At 51.6% G+C, this 17,558-nt stretch carries 14 protein-coding genes; 4 read left to right on the forward strand and 10 right to left on the reverse strand.

What is annotated here, in order from left to right; translation table 11 throughout:
• The first annotated feature begins 1 nt into the window (after nt 1).
• Together thiG and thiH are read left to right on the forward strand one after the other, a co-directional pair.
• Entirely contained in the window at nt 2-772 is a 771-nt protein-coding gene (thiG, locus tag OGX86_RS01080; RefSeq protein ID WP_032945651.1) for a thiazole synthase, read from the forward strand.
• Nucleotides 769-1,902, forward strand: a complete 1,134-nt coding sequence (thiH, locus tag OGX86_RS01085; RefSeq protein ID WP_060683068.1) for a 2-iminoacetate synthase ThiH — start codon at nt 769-771, stop codon at nt 1,900-1,902. Before thiG ends, thiH begins: the two co-directional genes overlap by 4 nt.
• Nucleotides 1,903-2,021: 119 nt before the next feature.
• Here the strand turns inward: thiH and cspG are convergent, their stop codons facing one another.
• Entirely contained in the window at nt 2,022-2,234 is a 213-nt protein-coding gene (cspG, locus tag OGX86_RS01090; protein ID WP_003033098.1) for a cold shock protein CspG, read from the reverse strand.
• Between the two features lie 1,092 nt (nt 2,235-3,326).
• Here cspG and OGX86_RS01095 point away from each other — a divergent pair.
• Together OGX86_RS01095 and OGX86_RS01100 are read left to right on the forward strand one after the other, a co-directional pair.
• Nucleotides 3,327-3,632 carry a PTS sugar transporter subunit IIB gene (locus tag OGX86_RS01095; protein ID WP_003033102.1) on the forward strand — a complete coding sequence of 102 codons (306 nt, stop codon included), beginning with the start codon at nt 3,327-3,329 and terminating at the stop codon, nt 3,630-3,632.
• A gap of 4 nt (nt 3,633-3,636) precedes the next feature.
• Complete coding sequence (locus OGX86_RS01100; RefSeq protein ID WP_008787121.1) at nt 3,637-3,954, forward strand: PTS lactose/cellobiose transporter subunit IIA; 318 nt, start codon at nt 3,637-3,639, stop codon at nt 3,952-3,954.
• A 102-nt stretch (nt 3,955-4,056) separates the two neighbouring features.
• Here OGX86_RS01100 and rpoC read toward each other — a convergent pair whose 3' ends face one another.
• The 9 genes from rpoC to tuf form a co-directional block, all read right to left on the reverse strand.
• Entirely contained in the window at nt 4,057-8,280 is a 4,224-nt protein-coding gene (gene rpoC / locus OGX86_RS01105; RefSeq protein ID WP_003826919.1) for a DNA-directed RNA polymerase subunit beta', read from the reverse strand.
• Nucleotides 8,281-8,356: 76 nt separating this feature from the next.
• The gene (rpoB, locus tag OGX86_RS01110) at nt 8,357-12,385 is read right to left on the reverse strand and encodes a DNA-directed RNA polymerase subunit beta (RefSeq protein WP_003033111.1); all 4,029 of its coding nucleotides are present in this window, start codon (nt 12,383-12,385) and stop codon (nt 8,357-8,359) included.
• A gap of 320 nt (nt 12,386-12,705) precedes the next feature.
• Nucleotides 12,706-13,071 carry a 50S ribosomal protein L7/L12 gene (gene rplL, locus OGX86_RS01115; protein WP_003033114.1) on the reverse strand — a complete coding sequence of 122 codons (366 nt, stop codon included), beginning with the start codon at nt 13,069-13,071 and terminating at the stop codon, nt 12,706-12,708.
• Nucleotides 13,072-13,137: 66 nt separating this feature from the next.
• Entirely contained in the window at nt 13,138-13,635 is a 498-nt protein-coding gene (gene rplJ / locus OGX86_RS01120; RefSeq protein WP_001207203.1) for a 50S ribosomal protein L10, read from the reverse strand.
• A 418-nt stretch (nt 13,636-14,053) separates the two neighbouring features.
• Nucleotides 14,054-14,761: a 50S ribosomal protein L1 gene (gene rplA / locus OGX86_RS01125; RefSeq protein WP_003033119.1), complete on the reverse strand. Its 708-nt coding sequence runs from the start codon at nt 14,759-14,761 to the stop codon at nt 14,054-14,056.
• 3 nt (nt 14,762-14,764) lie between these two features.
• On the reverse strand, nt 14,765-15,193 hold the full coding sequence (rplK, locus tag OGX86_RS01130; protein ID WP_003033122.1) for a 50S ribosomal protein L11: 429 nt from the start codon (nt 15,191-15,193) through the stop codon (nt 14,765-14,767).
• Between the two features lie 154 nt (nt 15,194-15,347).
• Nucleotides 15,348-15,893: a transcription termination/antitermination protein NusG gene (nusG, locus tag OGX86_RS01135; RefSeq protein ID WP_003033125.1), complete on the reverse strand. Its 546-nt coding sequence runs from the start codon at nt 15,891-15,893 to the stop codon at nt 15,348-15,350.
• A 1-nt stretch (nt 15,894) separates the two neighbouring features.
• Entirely contained in the window at nt 15,895-16,278 is a 384-nt protein-coding gene (gene secE, locus OGX86_RS01140; RefSeq protein ID WP_003033128.1) for a preprotein translocase subunit SecE, read from the reverse strand.
• Nucleotides 16,279-16,508: 230 nt separating this feature from the next.
• Nucleotides 16,509-17,558: elongation factor Tu (gene tuf, locus OGX86_RS01145; protein ID WP_063942044.1), on the reverse strand; the 1,050-nt coding region annotated here is incomplete at its 5' end.

A 17,558-nucleotide genomic window follows, 5' to 3' on the forward strand; every position in this document is an offset into this window, starting at 1 on the left:
TATGTTACGTATTGCCGACAAAACGTTTGATTCGCATCTGTTCACCGGCACCGGAAAATTTGCTTCATCGCAGCTGATGGTCGAGGCGATTCGCGCCTCCGGCAGCCAACTGGTAACGCTGGCCATGAAGCGCGTGGATTTACGTCAGCACAACGATGCCATTCTGGCGCCGCTGGTAGAAGCTGGTGTGACGCTGTTGCCCAACACTTCGGGGGCAAAAACTGCTGAAGAGGCGATTTTTGCTGCCCAGTTAGCGCGTGAAGCGCTGGGCACAAACTGGCTGAAATTAGAAATCCACCCGGACGCCCGCTGGCTGTTACCCGATCCAATCGAAACATTGAAAGCCGCAGAAGCACTGGTGAAAAAGGGCTTCGTGGTACTGCCTTACTGTGGCGCAGATCCGGTGCTGTGCAAACGGCTGGAAGAAGTAGGCTGTTCTGCAGTCATGCCGCTCGGCGCGCCCATCGGTTCTAATCAGGGGCTGGAAACCAAAGCGATGCTGGAGATTATTATCCAACAGGCGACCGTGCCGGTGGTGGTTGATGCAGGCATCGGCGTCCCCAGCCACGCCACGCAGGCGCTGGAAATGGGCGCCGACGCGGTGTTGGTCAATACGGCAATCGCGGTAGCCGACAGCCCGGTGATGATGGCAACCGCCTTCCGTCTGGCCGTTGAAGCTGGCTTGCTGGCACGCCAGGCGGTACCAGGAAGCAAAAGTTCGCAGGCAAGTCCCACCAGCCCGTTAACCGGATTCCTGGAGGCCTTCGCATGAAAACGTTCAGCGACCGCTGGCGACAGATGGACTGGGACGACATCCGCCTGCGTATCAACGGTAAAACCGCCGCTGACGTGGAGCGCGCCCTCAACGCTTCGCATCTTAGTCGCGACGATCTGATGGCATTGCTCTCTCCTGCCGCCGCCGATTATCTGGAGCCGCTGGCGCAGCGGGCGCAGAAGCTCACCCGTCAGCGTTTTGGTAACACGGTGAGCTTTTACGTGCCGTTGTATCTCTCCAACCTTTGCGCCAACGACTGCACCTACTGCGGTTTTTCGATGAGCAACCGTATCAAACGTAAAACGCTGGACGAAGATGAGATAATACGGGAGTGTGCGGCTATCCGTGAGCTGGGTTTTGAGCATCTGCTGCTGGTCACCGGTGAACATCAGGCAAAAGTGGGGATGGATTACTTTCGTCGCCATTTGCCCGCCATTCGCCGCCAGTTCGCCTCTTTACAGATGGAGGTACAGCCGTTGTCAGAGGCTGAATATGCAGAGCTGAAGACGCTGGGGCTGGATGGCGTGATGGTGTATCAGGAGAGTTATCATGAGGCAACTTACGCTCGCCACCATTTAAAAGGGAAAAAGCAGGATTTCTTCTGGCGCCTGGAAACGCCGGACAGGCTGGGCCGCGCAGGGATCGACAAAATCGGTCTTGGCGCGTTGATTGGTTTGTCCGACAGCTGGCGGGTTGATTGCTATATGGTGGCTGAACATCTGCTATGGATGCAGCAGCATTACTGGCAGAGCCGTTACTCTATCTCCTTCCCTCGCCTGCGCCCATGCACCGGAGGCGTTGAGCCTGCATCGATCATGGATGAGCGACAGTTGGTCCAGACCATTTGCGCGTTTCGTTTACTGGCACCAGAAATTGAGCTGTCGCTCTCCACCCGCGAATCGCCATGGTTTCGTGACCATGTGATCCCGTTGGCGATCAACAACGTCAGCGCCTTCTCAAAAACCCAGCCCGGTGGTTATGCCGATAACCACCCCGAACTGGAACAGTTCTCCCCACACGACGATCGTCGCCCAGAAGCCGTTGCTGAAGCACTCATGGCCCAGGGTTTACAGCCCGTGTGGAAAGACTGGGACAGCTATCTGGGGCGCGCTTCACAGGTACCGTAGGTCAGGAGCAATCGCATAAACAAAAAAACCCGCTTTCGCGGGTTTTTTCTTCACTGGCACTTAACTGCTCGGGCTCTGGCCTTCATCGCTATCGTAAGCGTTCGTGAAATTATCGGCGATTACAGCGCGACAACGTTAACAGCAGACGGGCCTTTAGCGCCATTCTCCACCGAGAACTCCACCTTTTGACCTTCATCTAACGTTTTAAAATCGTTACTCTGGATAGCGGAGAAATGCACAAACACATCCTTGCTACCGTCCTGAGGAGTGATAAAGCCGAAGCCTTTATCAGAGTTAAACCATTTTACTAAACCAGTCATTTTGTTAGACATAGATACTTCCTTTCATGTTTTTGAGCCGCTTATGCAGCGAAGATGGCCTGTTTTGCAGAAATTAACTTATGGGGCACTTAGGGAGGAGGCTCATGAAGAAGAGTATCTGAGGATAACGCTTGAACTGAGAACTGCTTTACTAAAACTGCTTGCATAAGGTCTGTGTTCCAAACCGATGCCGCTATAGTAGACCTACTTCTAATCATTAAGCAAGCATTAATTTTTTTAATACCCACTGAGTGATGCAATGTTGAACCATCGCGGCTAAGCATCCTGGATAACAGCTTGATCTACAATGAACAAAAGCCCCGACTATTGCAGTCAGGGCTTTACGTTACTACACACTTCAAATTTAACATTAATAAACTTAACGATTTAATACTGCTGATGGTACTACTTTAAAATGTACACGTTTACTACAGATAATATTGGATATTGATACTAACTAAAGCTTTCCTCTATTTACCGTTAAACACATTCCACCCGCTTGATAATAGAACTCAAGACTGGTGACCTAAACAAGTACACTTCCCCTCGCGACATATACTCTTTGATGCGTTGCCTTATTTCCCTTGTGATAATCAGAAAAGCAGATATCACAAATATTTACTATAAATCATGGCGTTACATCGTCGCGTTTTACTGACTTTTTGCGATTAGATATATCAACTACGTGGCCTGAAAGCATTGTCGAAGTGAAAAAATAGCGTTTTCAGCATCGACTATCCCATACAAAAAATACTTCGTGGCCTTTATCGCAAACCCCAATCAAGCTCTACTAACACTTACTACGTTAACAGCAAACTACAATTTCTCCGCTGTTAAGTATTAACATACGGGTTTAAAAAACGCTGTCAATACTGTTTTTTATAACATGTATTTATTGACAGTAATTATATATTTCAGCATGTGATAAGCGAGTCAAAAAGCCGCTGGCCCTGGTCCAGATCGCAGGGTTCCGCCTCTTTTTGTAACCGGTTTCAGAAAAAGCGGCTTTCTTTGTGATGCCTTGCACACAATCGTTGCAAAGCAGTTGTTGCTATGGCTGGCTCGCGATAATTATCAACTCACACATGTTGATCGAGACTGCTTATGAAAAACATCGTTTTATGCTGTGCCGCCGGAATGTCCACCAGCATGCTGGTGCAAAGGATGAAAGATGCCGCCCAGAAAAAAGGCGTCGACGTCACTATCAAAGCCGTCCCGGTGGCCGAGTTTGAAGAGAATATCGCTACAGCGGATATCGTTTTGCTCGGTCCACAGGTTAAGTATGAACAGGCCAAGCTACAGGCGATCGCCGACCCACTAGGCAAAAAGGTCGCCGTTATCGACATGATGGATTACGGCATGATGAAAGGCGATGCGGTACTGGATAAGGCGCTGAAACTACTGGAGTGATGGTATGGAAGAGTTAGAAACGATCATCATGGAGTTATTGGTAAACGCTGGCGCTGCACGCAGCCAGGCCCTGACGGCACTGCAACTGGCGCGTAAGGGTGATTTCGCCGGTGCAGAACAAGCGATGACGGAATCACGCGAGTACGTCAAACAAGCGCATAAAATCCAGACCCAGCTGATCGGTATTGACGAGGGCACCGGCAAACTACCGGTTAATCTCATCACCGTCCATTCGCAGGACCACCTGATGAATGCCATGGTGATTCAGGATCTGGCCGGCGATATGATTGAGCTTTATCGGCGGTTACCACCGATAAATTAATGACACTGCCGGATGGCTTCGTAGACCTGATAAACGCCATCAGAAATAACATAGACATAAAAAAACCCGCCGAAGCGGGTTTTTTATTATGGCCGGCAACGATTAATCGTTGTCAGAACCGCCCAGGCCTGCGTTCAGCAGTTCTGCCAGGCTGGCAGACGCATCTTCAGCAGTTACCTGCGGTGCAGCTGGCAGTTCGCCCGCTGCGCGACGGCGCATACGATCCTGGTGGTACGCATAACCAGTACCTGCCGGGATCAGACGACCTACGATGACGTTCTCTTTCAGACCGCGCAGTTCATCACGTTTACCTGCAACAGCTGCTTCGGTCAGGACACGCGTGGTTTCCTGGAACGATGCTGCAGAGATGAAGGACTCGGTTGCCAGAGACGCTTTGGTGATACCCAGCAGATCGCGGGAGAACGTTGCACCCACTTTGCCGTTCGCTTCCAGCTCGCGGTTTGCGATCTTGACGCGGGAGTATTCAACCTGCTCGCCTTCCAGGAAGTCGGAGCTACCAGCGCTTTCGATGGTGGCTTTACGCAGCATCTGACGAACGATAACTTCGATGTGTTTATCGTTAATCTTAACACCCTGCAGACGGTATACGTCCTGAACTTCGTTAACGATGTAACGAGTTACAGCATGCACACCACGCAGACGCAGGATGTCGTGCGGCGCTTCCGGACCGTCGGAAACCACGTCACCACGTTCTACACGTTCACCTTCGAACACGTTGAGCTGACGCCATTTCGGAATCATCTCTTCGTACGGTTCGCTACCGTCTACCGGGGTGATGACCAGACGACGTTTACCTTTGGTTTCTTTACCGAAGGAAATGATGCCGCTGATTTCAGCCAGGATTGCCGGCTCTTTCGGACGACGTGCTTCGAACAGGTCCGCAACGCGCGGCAGACCACCGGTGATATCCTTGGTACCGCCGGATTCCTGCGGAACACGCGCCAGGGTGTCACCAGAGCTGATCTGTACGCCATCTTCCAGCTGAACAATCGCTTTACCCGGCAGGAAGTACTGAGCAGGCATATCGGTGCCTGGGATCAGAACGTCGTTGCCCTGAGCATCAACAATTTTCAGTGCCGGACGCAGGTCTTTACCACCCGCAGTACGCTCTGCAGAATCCAGAACCACCAGAGAAGACAGACCGGTCAGCTCGTCGGTCTGACGAGTAATGGTCTGGCCGTCGATCATGTCAGTGAAGCGGACGAAACCACTCACTTCGGTGATAACCGGCATGGTGTGCGGATCCCAGTTTGCTACGGTTTCGCCGCCAGCAACCTGTTCGCCATCACCTTTCGCCATAACGGAGCCGTAAGGCACTTTATAGCTTTCTTTGGTACGGCCGAATTCGTCGATCAGTTTCAGTTCGGTGTTACGTGAGGTGATAACCAGTTTACCGCTGGAGTTCACAACCGACTTCGCGTTGCTCAGACGGATGCTACCTTTGTTTTTCACCTGGATGCTGGATTCAGCAGCCGCACGAGATGCCGCACCACCGATGTGGAACGTACGCATCGTCAGCTGTGTACCCGGTTCACCGATGGACTGTGCCGCGATAACGCCGATTGCTTCACCTTTGTTGATGATGTGGCCACGCGCCAGGTCACGACCGTAGCAGTGCGCACATACACCAAAGTCGGTGTCACAAGATACAACGGAACGGACTTTAACGGAGTCAACGGAGTTCTCTTCCAGCAGATCACACCACTGTTCGTGCAGCAGCGTGTTGCGTGGAACCAGAATATCCGCCGTACCCGGCTTCAGAACGTCTTCAGCAGTTACACGACCCAGAACGCGATCGCGCAGCGGCTCTTTAACATCACCACCCTCGATAACCGGGGTCATGGTGATGCCTTCCAGAGTGCCGCAATCGTCTTCAGTAACAACCAGGTCCTGCGCGACGTCAACCAGACGACGAGTCAGATAACCGGAGTTCGCTGTTTTCAGTGCGGTATCCGCCAGACCTTTACGAGCACCGTGAGTAGAGATGAAGTACTGGAGTACGTTCAGACCTTCACGGAAGTTCGCGGTGATTGGCGTTTCGATGATGGAGCCATCTGGCTTCGCCATCAGACCACGCATACCGGCCAGCTGACGAATCTGTGCTGCAGAACCACGCGCACCGGAGTCGGCCATCATGTAGATGCTGTTGAAGGAAACCTGCTGCTCTTCTACGCCGTCACGGTTAATAACGGTTTCGGTTTGCAGGTTATCCATCATCGCTTTGGATACACGATCGTTCGCCGCAGCCCAGATATCGATAACTTTGTTATAGCGTTCGCCTGCGGTTACCAGACCAGACTGGAACTGCTCCTGGATCTCAGCAACTTCAGCTTCCGCTTCAGAGATGATCTCGTGTTTCTTCTCTGGGATGACCATGTCATCAATACCAACAGATGCACCTGAACGCGCTGCATATGCAAAGCCGGTGTACATTGTCTGGTCAGCGAAGATAACGGTCGGCTTCAGGCCCAGAATGCGGTAACAGGTGTTCAGCATTTTGGAGATAGCTTTCTTGCCCAGCGCCTGATTGACGATGGAGAAAGGCAGACCTTTCGGTACGATCATCCACAGAATGGCACGGCCAACGGTCGTGTCTTTCAGGCTGGTTTTCGCAACGAATTCGCCGTTTTCATCTTTTTCATATTCGGTGATACGCACTTTAACGCGCGCATGCAGAGAGGCCAGACCTGCGCGATAGATACGCTCAGCTTCTTTCGGGCCAGTCAGCACCATGCCTTCGCCTTTGGCGTTAACACAGTCACGGGTCATGTAGTACAGACCCAATACAACGTCCTGAGACGGAACGATGATAGGTTCGCCGTTCGCCGGAGACAGGATGTTGTTGGTAGACATCATCAGCGCACGCGCTTCGAGCTGGGCTTCCAGCGTCAGCGGTACGTGAACAGCCATCTGGTCACCATCGAAGTCGGCGTTATATGCCGCACAAACCAGCGGGTGCAGCTGGATAGCTTTACCTTCGATCAGTACCGGTTCAAATGCCTGGATACCCAGACGGTGCAGTGTTGGTGCACGGTTCAGCAGTACCGGGTGTTCGCGGATAACTTCGTCCAGGATATCCCAAACGACAGCTTCTTCACGCTCAACCATTTTCTTAGCGGCTTTGATGGTGGTGGCCAGGCCACGCAGTTCCAGCTTGCCGTAGATGAACGGTTTGAACAGTTCCAGTGCCATTTTCTTCGGCAGACCGCACTGATGCAGACGCAGGTATGGACCTACGGTGATTACAGAACGACCGGAGTAGTCAACACGCTTACCGAGCAGGTTCTGACGGAAACGACCCTGCTTACCTTTGATCATGTCGGCCAAAGATTTCAGAGGACGTTTGTTAGAACCGGTGATCGCACGACCGCGACGACCGTTATCCAGCAGGGCGTCAACCGCTTCCTGCAGCATACGTTTTTCGTTGCGTACGATGATGTCCGGCGCAGCCAGATCCAGCAGACGCTTCAGACGGTTGTTACGGTTGATAACGCGACGATACAGATCGTTCAGATCCGATGTTGCGAAACGACCACCATCCAGCGGAACCAGCGGACGCAGATCTGGCGGCAGAACCGGCAGAACGGTCAGGATCATCCACTCTGGCTTGTTGCCAGACTGTACGAAGGCTTCCAGCAGTTTGATACGCTTGGTCAGCTTCTTACGCTTGGTTTCGGAGTTGGTTTCGTTCAGCTCTTCGCGCAGAGTTTCACACTCTTGCTCCAGATCCATGCTCTTCAGCAGGGCCTGAATAGCTTCCGCACCCATCTTCGCGTCGAATTCGTCACCGAACTCTTCCAGCGCGTCCAGATACTGCTCTTCAGTCAGAATCTGTTGACGTTCCAGGTTAGTCATACCGCCTTCGATAACAACATAGGATTCGAAGTACAGTACACGTTCGATATCGCGCAGCGGCATATCGAGCAGCAAACCGATACGGGACGGCAGAGATTTCAGGAACCAGATGTGAGCGGTCGGAGACGCCAGCTCGATGTGGCCCATACGCTCACGGCGTACTTTGGTCTGGGTCACTTCAACGCCGCACTTCTCACAGATCACACCACGGTGTTTCAGGCGCTTGTACTTACCGCACAGGCACTCATAGTCTTTTACCGGCCCAAAGATACGGGCGCAGAAAAGGCCGTCACGTTCAGGTTTGAACGTACGGTAGTTAATGGTTTCCGGCTTCTTAACTTCACCGAAAGACCATGAACGGATCATGTCTGGCGAGGCCAGAGCAATTTTGATCGCATCAAACTCTTCGGTTTTAGTCTGCGCTTTCAGAAACTTTAATAAATCTTTCACGGATTTGCTCCCGTCGGAGTTAGCACAATCTGGCGCTGGCTGTTACGCCAGCACCAGTGACCTGTTTGATCGAGAGTTACTCGTCTTCCAGCTCGATGTTGATACCCAGCGAACGAATCTCTTTCAACAGTACGTTGAAGGATTCCGGCATGCCTGGTTCCATCTGATGGTTGCCGTCCACGATGTTTTTATACATCTTAGTACGACCGTTCACGTCATCAGACTTAACGGTGAGCATTTCCTGCAGGGTGTATGCTGCGCCATATGCTTCCAGCGCCCACACTTCCATCTCCCCGAAGCGCTGACCACCGAACTGCGCCTTACCACCCAGCGGCTGCTGAGTAACCAGGCTGTAAGAACCGGTAGAACGCGCATGCATCTTGTCATCAACCAGGTGGTTCAGTTTCAGCATGTACATGTAGCCAACGGTAACCTGGCGCTCGAACTGCTCACCGGTACGACCGTCGAACAGTGTGATCTGACCGGAAGTCGGCAGGCCACCCAGCTGTAACAGTTCCTTGATTTCAGACTCTTTCGCACCGTCGAATACCGGCGTTGCGATCGGCATACCTTTTTTCAGGTTTTCAGCCAGACGCAGAACTTCTTCATCGCTGAAGGTATTCAGGTCAACTTTCTGACGAACATCTGAACCCAGATCGTAAGCACGCTGGATGAATTCGCGCAGTTTCGCGACTTCTTGCTGCTGTTTCAGCATGGCGTTGATCTTATCGCCGATACCTTTTGCAGCCATACCCAGGTGGGTTTCAAGGATCTGACCGATGTTCATACGCGATGGTACGCCCAGCGGGTTCAGTACGATATCTACCGGCGTACCGTTAGCATCGTGTGGCATATCTTCGATCGGGTTGATCTTAGAGATTACACCCTTGTTACCGTGACGACCTGCCATCTTATCACCAGGCTGGATCCGACGTTTAACCGCCAGATACACCTTAACAATCTTCAGCACGCCCGGTGCCAGATCGTCGCCCTGAGTGATTTTACGGCGTTTCGCTTCGAGTTTTTTCTCGAATTCGTGTTTCAGTTCGTCGTACTGCTCAGCCAGTTGTTCCAGCTGATTCTGTTTCTCTTCGTCGGTCAGGCCGAGTTCTAACCAGCGGTCACGCGGCAGTTTGTCGAGCTTCTCAGCTTCAACACCACCGGAAACCAGCACAGCGTAGATACGGCTGAACAGGCCAGCTTCGAGGATCTGCAGTTCTTCAGACAGGTCTTTTTTCGCCTGCTTCAGCTGCATCTCTTCGATTTCCAGCGCACGTTTGTCTTTTTCTACGCCATCGCGAGTAAAGACCTGAACGTCGATAATCGTACCGGAAACACCGTTTGGCACGCGCAGAGAAGAGTCTTTAACGTCAGACGCTTTCTCACCGAAGATCGCACGCAGCAGCTTCTCTTCTGGCGTCAGTTGGGTTTCACCTTTCGGCGTTACCTTACCAACCAGAATGTCGCCACCGGTCACTTCCGCACCGATATAAACGATACCGGATTCATCCAGTTTGGAGAGCGCAGCTTCACCCACGTTCGGGATGTCAGCGGTGATCTCTTCTGGCCCCAGCTTGGTGTCACGGGACACACATGCCAGTTCCTGAATGTGGATGGTGGTGAAACGGTCTTCCTGGACAACACGCTCGGATACGAGGATGGAGTCTTCGAAGTTGTAACCATTCCATGGCATGAATGCCACGCGCATGTTCTGACCCAGCGCCAGTTCACCGAGGTCGGTGGACGGACCGTCTGCCAGCACATCACCACGTTCAACCGGCTCGCCCAGAGATACGCAAGGCATCTGGTTGATACAGGTGTTCTGGTTAGAACGGGTGTATTTGGTCAGGTTATAAATGTCGATACCTGCTTCGCCCGGGTACATCTCGTCTTCGTTAACTTTGATAACGATACGGGAAGCATCCACGTACTGAACAGTACCGCCACGTTTAGCAACTGCAGTAACACCGGAGTCAACGGCAACAGCACGTTCCATACCGGTACCAACCAGCGGCTTATCAGCGCGCAGAGTCGGAACCGCCTGACGTTGCATGTTCGCACCCATCAATGCACGGTTGGCGTCATCGTGTTCCAGGAACGGGATCAGGGACGCACCGACGGATACCACCTGCTGGGTGGATACGTCCATGTAGTCAACCTGGTCGCGGCTGAACAAGCTGGATTCGCCTTTGCTACGGCAGGTAACCAGATCTTCTACAAAGTGGCCTTCGTCATCCAGGTTGGAGTTCGCCTGAGCGATAACGTAGTTGCCTTCTTCGATAGCAGACAGGTAATGAATTTCGTCAGTTACAACACCGTCAGTCACTTTACGGTACGGAGTCTCGAGGAAGCCGTATTCGTTAGTCTGTGCATACACGGACAGGGAGTTGATCAGACCGATGTTCGGACCTTCAGGCGTTTCGATTGGACATACGCGACCGTAGTGAGTAGGGTGTACGTCTCGAACTTCGAAGCCTGCGCGTTCACGGGTCAGACCGCCTGGGCCGAGTGCAGAGATACGACGTTTGTGCGTAATCTCAGACAGCGGGTTGTTCTGGTCCATAAACTGAGACAGCTGGCTGGAACCAAAGAACTCTTTCACTGCCGCAGAAATCGGCTTGGCGTTGATCATATCCTGAGGCATCAGGGTATCCAGATCGCCCAGAGACAGACGCTCTTTCACCGCACGCTCAACACGTACCAGGCCAACGCGGAACTGGTTTTCCGCCATTTCGCCTACGGAACGGATACGACGGTTGCCGAGGTGGTCGATATCATCGACTTCGCCTTTACCGTTACGGATATCGATGAGCTTCTTCATCACTTCGATGATGTCGTCTTTGCTCAGGATACCGGAACCTTCGATTTCGTCGCGCAGCAGAGAACGGTTGAACTTCATACGACCAACCGCAGACAGGTCATAGCGGTCTTCGGAGAAGAACAGGTTCTCGAACAGGCTTTCAGCAGCTTCACGAGTCGGCGGCTCACCAGGACGCATCATGCGGTAGATTTCTACCAGTGCGCTCAGACGATCGTTGGTTGGGTCAACACGTACAGTTTCAGAAATGTACGGACCGTGATCCAGATCGTTAGTGAACAGCGTTTCGATACGCTTGTGACCAGACTGGCTCAGCTTAGCCAGCAGATCCAGGCTCAGCTCCATGTTAGCTGCGCAGATCAGCTCGCCAGTAGATTCGTCAACGTAGTCTTTAGCCGCAACTTTACCAGCAATGTATTCAACCGGAACTTCGATATGTTTGATATCGTCTTTTTCCAGTTGGCGAATGTGGCGCGCAGTGATGCGACGGCCTTTTTCGACGTAGACTTTGCCGTTAGCTTCAATGTCAAAGGAAGCGGTTTCACCACGCAGGCGTTCCGGCACCAGTTCCATCTGCAGCTTGTTGTCGCGAATTTCGAAAACAACTTTTTCAAAGAACAGGTCAAGGATCTGCTCAGTGGTGTAGTTCAGTGCACGCAGAATAATGGTCGCAGGCAGTTTACGGCGACGGTCAATACGTACGAACAGGTTGTCCTTCGGATCGAATTCGAAGTCCAGCCAGGAACCACGGTAAGGGATGATGCGCGCGTTATACAGCACTTTACCCGAAGAGTGGGTTTTACCTTTGTCGGAGTCAAAGAAGACGCCAGGACTACGGTGCAGCTGAGAAACGATAACACGCTCAGTACCATTGATTACAAAGGTACCGTTGTCAGTCATGAGCGGAATTTCGCCCATGTAGACTTCTTGTTCTTTAATGTCTTTTACGGTGCCTTCCGGCGCTTCGCGCTCGTAGATCACCAGACGCAGTTTTACGCGCAGCGGTGCGGAATAGGTCACGCCACGGATCTGACATTCCTGAACGTCAAACACCGGTTCGCCAAGGCGGTAGCTGACGTATTGCAGCTCGGAATTACCGCTGTAGCTCTGAATCGGGAAAACGGAACGGAAAGCTGCTTCCAGACCATACTGCCCTTCAGGATCTTGCTCGATGAACTTCTGAAACGAGTCAAGCTGGATAGAAAGGAGATAAGGTATGTCCAACACTTGTGGACGTTTACCAAAATCCTTACGAATACGTTTTTTCTCGGTATAGGAGTAAACCATTAGGGTTCCTCAGCTCGCTGACAAGTCGACCCATCTGTCCGACGAAGGGACAGTTTGTGCAACACTATTTTGTTGACCGGAAAATCGAATACTTTCCGCAATGCCTGTTGCTATCACGCTTAAACCATTTCATTGCGATTTACACAGAACTGATGCTCTGTCGCAGTATATTAAGACGTCGATAGAAACAAGCATTGAAAGGCACAGCAGTAGTCAAACAGTGTGAAATGCTACTGGCGCCTTACAGCGCAAAAAGGCTGGTGACTAAAAAGTCACCAGCCATCAGCCTAATTTCTTAGGCTGCAACCAGAAAAGTTGGCTTATTTAACTTCAACTTCAGCGCCAGCTTCTTCCAGAGATTTTTTCAGTGCTTCTGCGTCGTCTTTGCTGATGCCTTCTTTCAGGGCAGCCGGAGCAGATTCTACCAGGTCTTTAGCTTCTTTCAGACCCAGGCCAGTTGCGCCACGTACTGCTTTGATTACAGCAACTTTGTTAGCGCCAGCAGCTTTCAGAATTACGTCGAATTCAGTTTTTTCTTCAGCAGCTTCAGCCGGGCCAGCAGCTACAGCTACAGCAGCAGCAGCGGAAACACCGAATTTTTCTTCCATTGCAGAGATCAGTTCTACAACGTCCATTACGGACATAGCGGATACTGCTTCAATGATTTGATCTTTAGTGATAGACATTTAAATTGTTCCTGAAAATCAGAATAAGTTTATACGTAAGCAGATGCTTGAGAAAGATAACTGCGATTAAGCAGCTTCTTTCGCATCGCGTACAGCAGCCAGAGTACGAACCAGTTTGCCAGCCGAAGCTTCTTTCATGGTTGCCATCAGGCGTGCAATTGCTTCTTCGTAGGTCGGCAGAGTTGCCAGGCGATCGATTTGCGATGCCGGGATCAATTCACCTTCAAAGGCTGCGGCTTTGACCTCAAATTTTGCATTCGCTTTCGCGAACTCTTTGAACAGACGAGCAGCAGCGCCCGGGTGTTCCATAGAGTATGCAATCAGGGTCGGACCAACAAACGTGTCTTTCAGGCACTCGAACTGAGTACCTTCAACGACGCGGCGCAGCAGGGTGTTACGAACAACACGCATGTATACGCCAGCTTCACGACCTGCTTTACGCAGTTCAGTCATTTTATCTACAGTTACGCCACGGGAATCCGCAACTACTGCAGACAGCGCGCCTTTGGCTACTTCGCTGACTTCAGCAACAATCGCTTGTTTGTCTTGAAGATTTAAAGCCATTAGCTTTGCTCCTGGATGTTTGCCGGAACTCATGTTCCGGAACTCACTTCACTCTCCCCAACGGAAAGAGCGTCTAAATACGGTGAGCAGAAACAAGCCAGAGTATCAGAAATAATCTTAGCGTTCTGTCACCGTCTACGCAGGGCATTAAGTTTCTTACGAAACACCTGCGGTCTTCGACGGAGGCCTGGATAGGCCAGGCTCCAACGAACAAATCTTGTCTATGACTTCGCCCTTTGAACTGTAACCGCGTTAGCTGCTCTCGTTCACACCGGTCATGTAGTTAATTACACTCCCGACGATTCACTCAATTGCTGCCTTGCTACAATTCAAATGACTCGCATAGAGTTCTGTTTATTTAAACAGAAACGTGGGGGTAAGATTGTAGACAAAATCACCGCCCACGTAAAGGCGAATATTAGTTCGCCACTGTCGCAGTCAGACCGGACTGATCAACGGCAACACCAGCACCCATGGTGGTGGAGATGCTAACTTTCTTGATGTACACGCCTTTAGCCTGAGTCGGTTTCGCTTTTTTCAGCGCAACCAGCAGAGATTCCAGGTTTTCTTTCAGTTTGTCAGCGTCAAAATCCACTTTACCGATGGTGGTGTGGATGATGCCGTTTTTGTCGTTACGGTAACGAACCTGACCTGCTTTAGCGTTCTTAACTGCTTCAGCAACGTTAGGGGTTACAGTACCAACTTTCGGGTTTGGCATCAGGCCGCGCGGGCCCAGAACCTGACCCAACTGGCCAACAACGCGCATTGCATCCGGGGAAGCAATAACAACGTCAAAGTTCATTTCGCCTTTCTTGATCTGGTCAGCCAGATCTTCCATACCTACCAGCTCAGCGCCTGCAGCTTTAGCAGCTTCAGCGTTTGCGCCCTGGGCAAATACGGCTACGCGAACGGAACGGCCAGTACCGTGCGGCAGTACAGTTGCACCACGTACGTTCTGGTCAGATTTACGAGCGTCGATGCCGAGGTTAACGGCAACGTCTACGCTTTCTACGAATTTAGCAGTGGCCAGCTCTTTCAGCAGAGCAATAGCTTCGTTGATGTCGTACTGTTTAGTTGCATCAACTTTGTCACGGATCACGCGCATACGCTTGGTCAGTTTAGCCATTTCTTAGTCCTCCACTACCAGGCCCATGGAACGTGCAGTACCTTCAATGGAGCGAGTCATCGCTTCAATGTCGGAACCAGTCATGTCGGCAGCTTTGGTCTGCGCGATTTCCTGCAGCTGAGCGCGGGAAATTTTACCCACTTTGTCTTTGTTCGGCTTGCCGGAACCAGACTTGATACCAGCCGCTTTCTTCAGCAGAACTGCTGCCGGAGGCGTTTTGGTAACGAAAGTGAAAGAACGGTCAGCGTAAACGGTGATAACAACCGGGATCGGCAGACCTTTTTCCATGGAATCAGTTTTTGCGTTGAACGCTTTGCAGAATTCCATGATGTTCACGCCTTGTTGACCCAGTGCTGGACCTACCGGCGGACTCGGGTTAGCCATACCAGCTGCAACCTGCAGCTTGACGTAGGCCTGGACTTTCTTAGCCATTCTAAATTCCTCTAGTTGGGTTATAGCGCCTCAAGGAGGCTCCCCGTGATTAAATTCGTTTTACGGACAGGGCCCATAAAAACAAAAGGCGCGAAATTGTATTCCAATCTCGCGCCTTGTGCAACGATTAAATCGCCGCTTTTTTGATCGCTGTTTAGGCTTTTTCTACCTGGGCAAAGTCCAGTTCTACTGGGGTCGCACGACCGAAGATAGAAACAGAGACTTTCAGGCGGGACTTCTCGTAGTCCACTTCTTCAACCACACCGTTAAAGTCAGCAAACGGACCGTCACTAACGCGAACCATTTCACCTGGCTCAAACATCGTTTTCGGACGCGGTTTATCGCCAACCTGCTGCAGACGGTTCATGATCGCATCAACTTCTTTGTCGCTGATCGGCGCCGGACGGTCAGATGTACCGCCGATAAAGCCCATCACACGCGGCACGCTGCGCACCAGGTGCCAGCTTGCGTCATTCATCACCATCTGGACCAGTACATAGCCCGGGAAGAATTTACGTTCGCTCTTGCGACGCTGGCCACCACGGATTTCGACCACTTCTTCGGTCGGCACCATGACTTCGCCAAACAGCTCTTCCATATTTTGTAACTTGATATATTCGCGCAGCGACGTGGCTACGCGGCCTTCAAAACCGGAAAACGCCTGAACGACGTACCAGCGCTTTTTAGGGGCTTCAGACATCTTAGAACCTCAGGCCAGTGATAAAGGATACCAGGCGAACCAGAATACCATCCAGTCCCCACAGGATCAGTGACATTACTGCGGTAACCGCAGCCACAATTAATGTGGTGTGCAATGTTTCCTGGCGAGTTGGCCAAATGACCTTACGGACTTCGGTTCTCGCTTCACGGGCAAAAGCAACGGTCGCTTTACCTTTTGTTGTCAACAGCGCGACACCACCCGCTGCGGCAATCAGAATCACTACGGCCAGCGCACGCAGCGGCAGCATCATGTCACGATAGAGGTAGTTGCCAACGATAGCTACAAGCAGCAATACAGCGACAACAACCCACTTCATCGCTTCCAGGCCGCGCCCGCTTCCTTGAGCTTCGGTATTCGCACTCATAAACCAACCTGTCAGAAGTATTCTACAAACATTTTCACCCCGCGTAAGCGAGGCGATCCAAACCGAAATGCTCTGGTGCGTTTCGGACTAAACGCCCTCTTCAGAGCCTGTCTCAGCAATGATTATGACAAAAAAAATCACTGATGAGCCAGGTTCTGGTGTGAAAGCGTGCAAAAAGGGCATCAAATGATGCCCTTTTATTGCGCATTGCGTCAAATGTTATTCGGCAATTAGCTCATTACTTTGGCAACAACGCCCGCACCAACAGTACGGCCGCCTTCACGGATTGCGAAACGCAGACCGTCGTCCATCGCGATTGGGTGGATCAGGGTAACAACCATTTTGATGTTGTCGCCCGGCATTACCATCTCTACGCCTTCTGGCAGTTCGATGGTACCAGTCACGTCAGTAGTACGGAAGTAGAACTGCGGACGGTAGCCTTTGAAGAACGGAGTATGACGGCCGCCTTCGTCTTTGGACAGAATGTACACTTCAGATTCGAACTTGGTGTGCGGCTTGATAGAGCCCGGCTTAGCCAGTACCTGACCACGTTCGATTTCTTCACGTTTGATACCACGCAGCAGAACACCAACGTTCTCACCAGCACGGCCTTCGTCCAGCAGTTTGCGGAACATTTCAACGCCAGTACAGGTAGACTTAGCAGTCTCTTTGATACCAACGATTTCAACTTCTTCACCAACTTTGATGATACCGCGCTCTACACGACCGGTAACAACGGTACCACGACCGGAGATGGAGAATACGTCTTCGATAGGCAGCAGGAACGGCTTGTCAATCGCACGCTCTGGTTCTGGGATGTAAGAATCCAGGAAGCCAGCCAGTTCGATGATTTTCGCTTCCCACTCTGCTTCGCCTTCCAGCGCTTTCAGAGCAGAACCACGAACGATCGGAGTGTCGTCGCCCGGGAAATCGTACTGAGACAGAAGTTCACGAACTTCCATTTCTACCAGTTCCAGCAGCTCTTCGTCATCAACCATGTCGCATTTGTTCAGGAACACGATGATGTACGGAACGCCTACCTGACGACCCAGCAGGATGTGCTCACGAGTCTGCGGCATCGGGCCGTCAGTCGCAGCAACAACCAGGATCGCGCCGTCCATCTGCGCAGCACCGGTGATCATGTTTTTAACATAGTCGGCGTGGCCCGGGCAGTCTACGTGTGCGTAGTGGCGAGTCGGGGTGTCATATTCAACGTGAGAAGTGTTGATGGTGATACCACGAGCTTTTTCTTCCGGCGCGTTATCGATCTGGTCGAATGC

It is taken from the genome of Citrobacter sp. Cpo040 (assembly GCF_030332915.1).
In the GTDB taxonomy this organism is placed as follows: domain Bacteria; phylum Pseudomonadota; class Gammaproteobacteria; order Enterobacterales; family Enterobacteriaceae; genus Citrobacter; species Citrobacter portucalensis.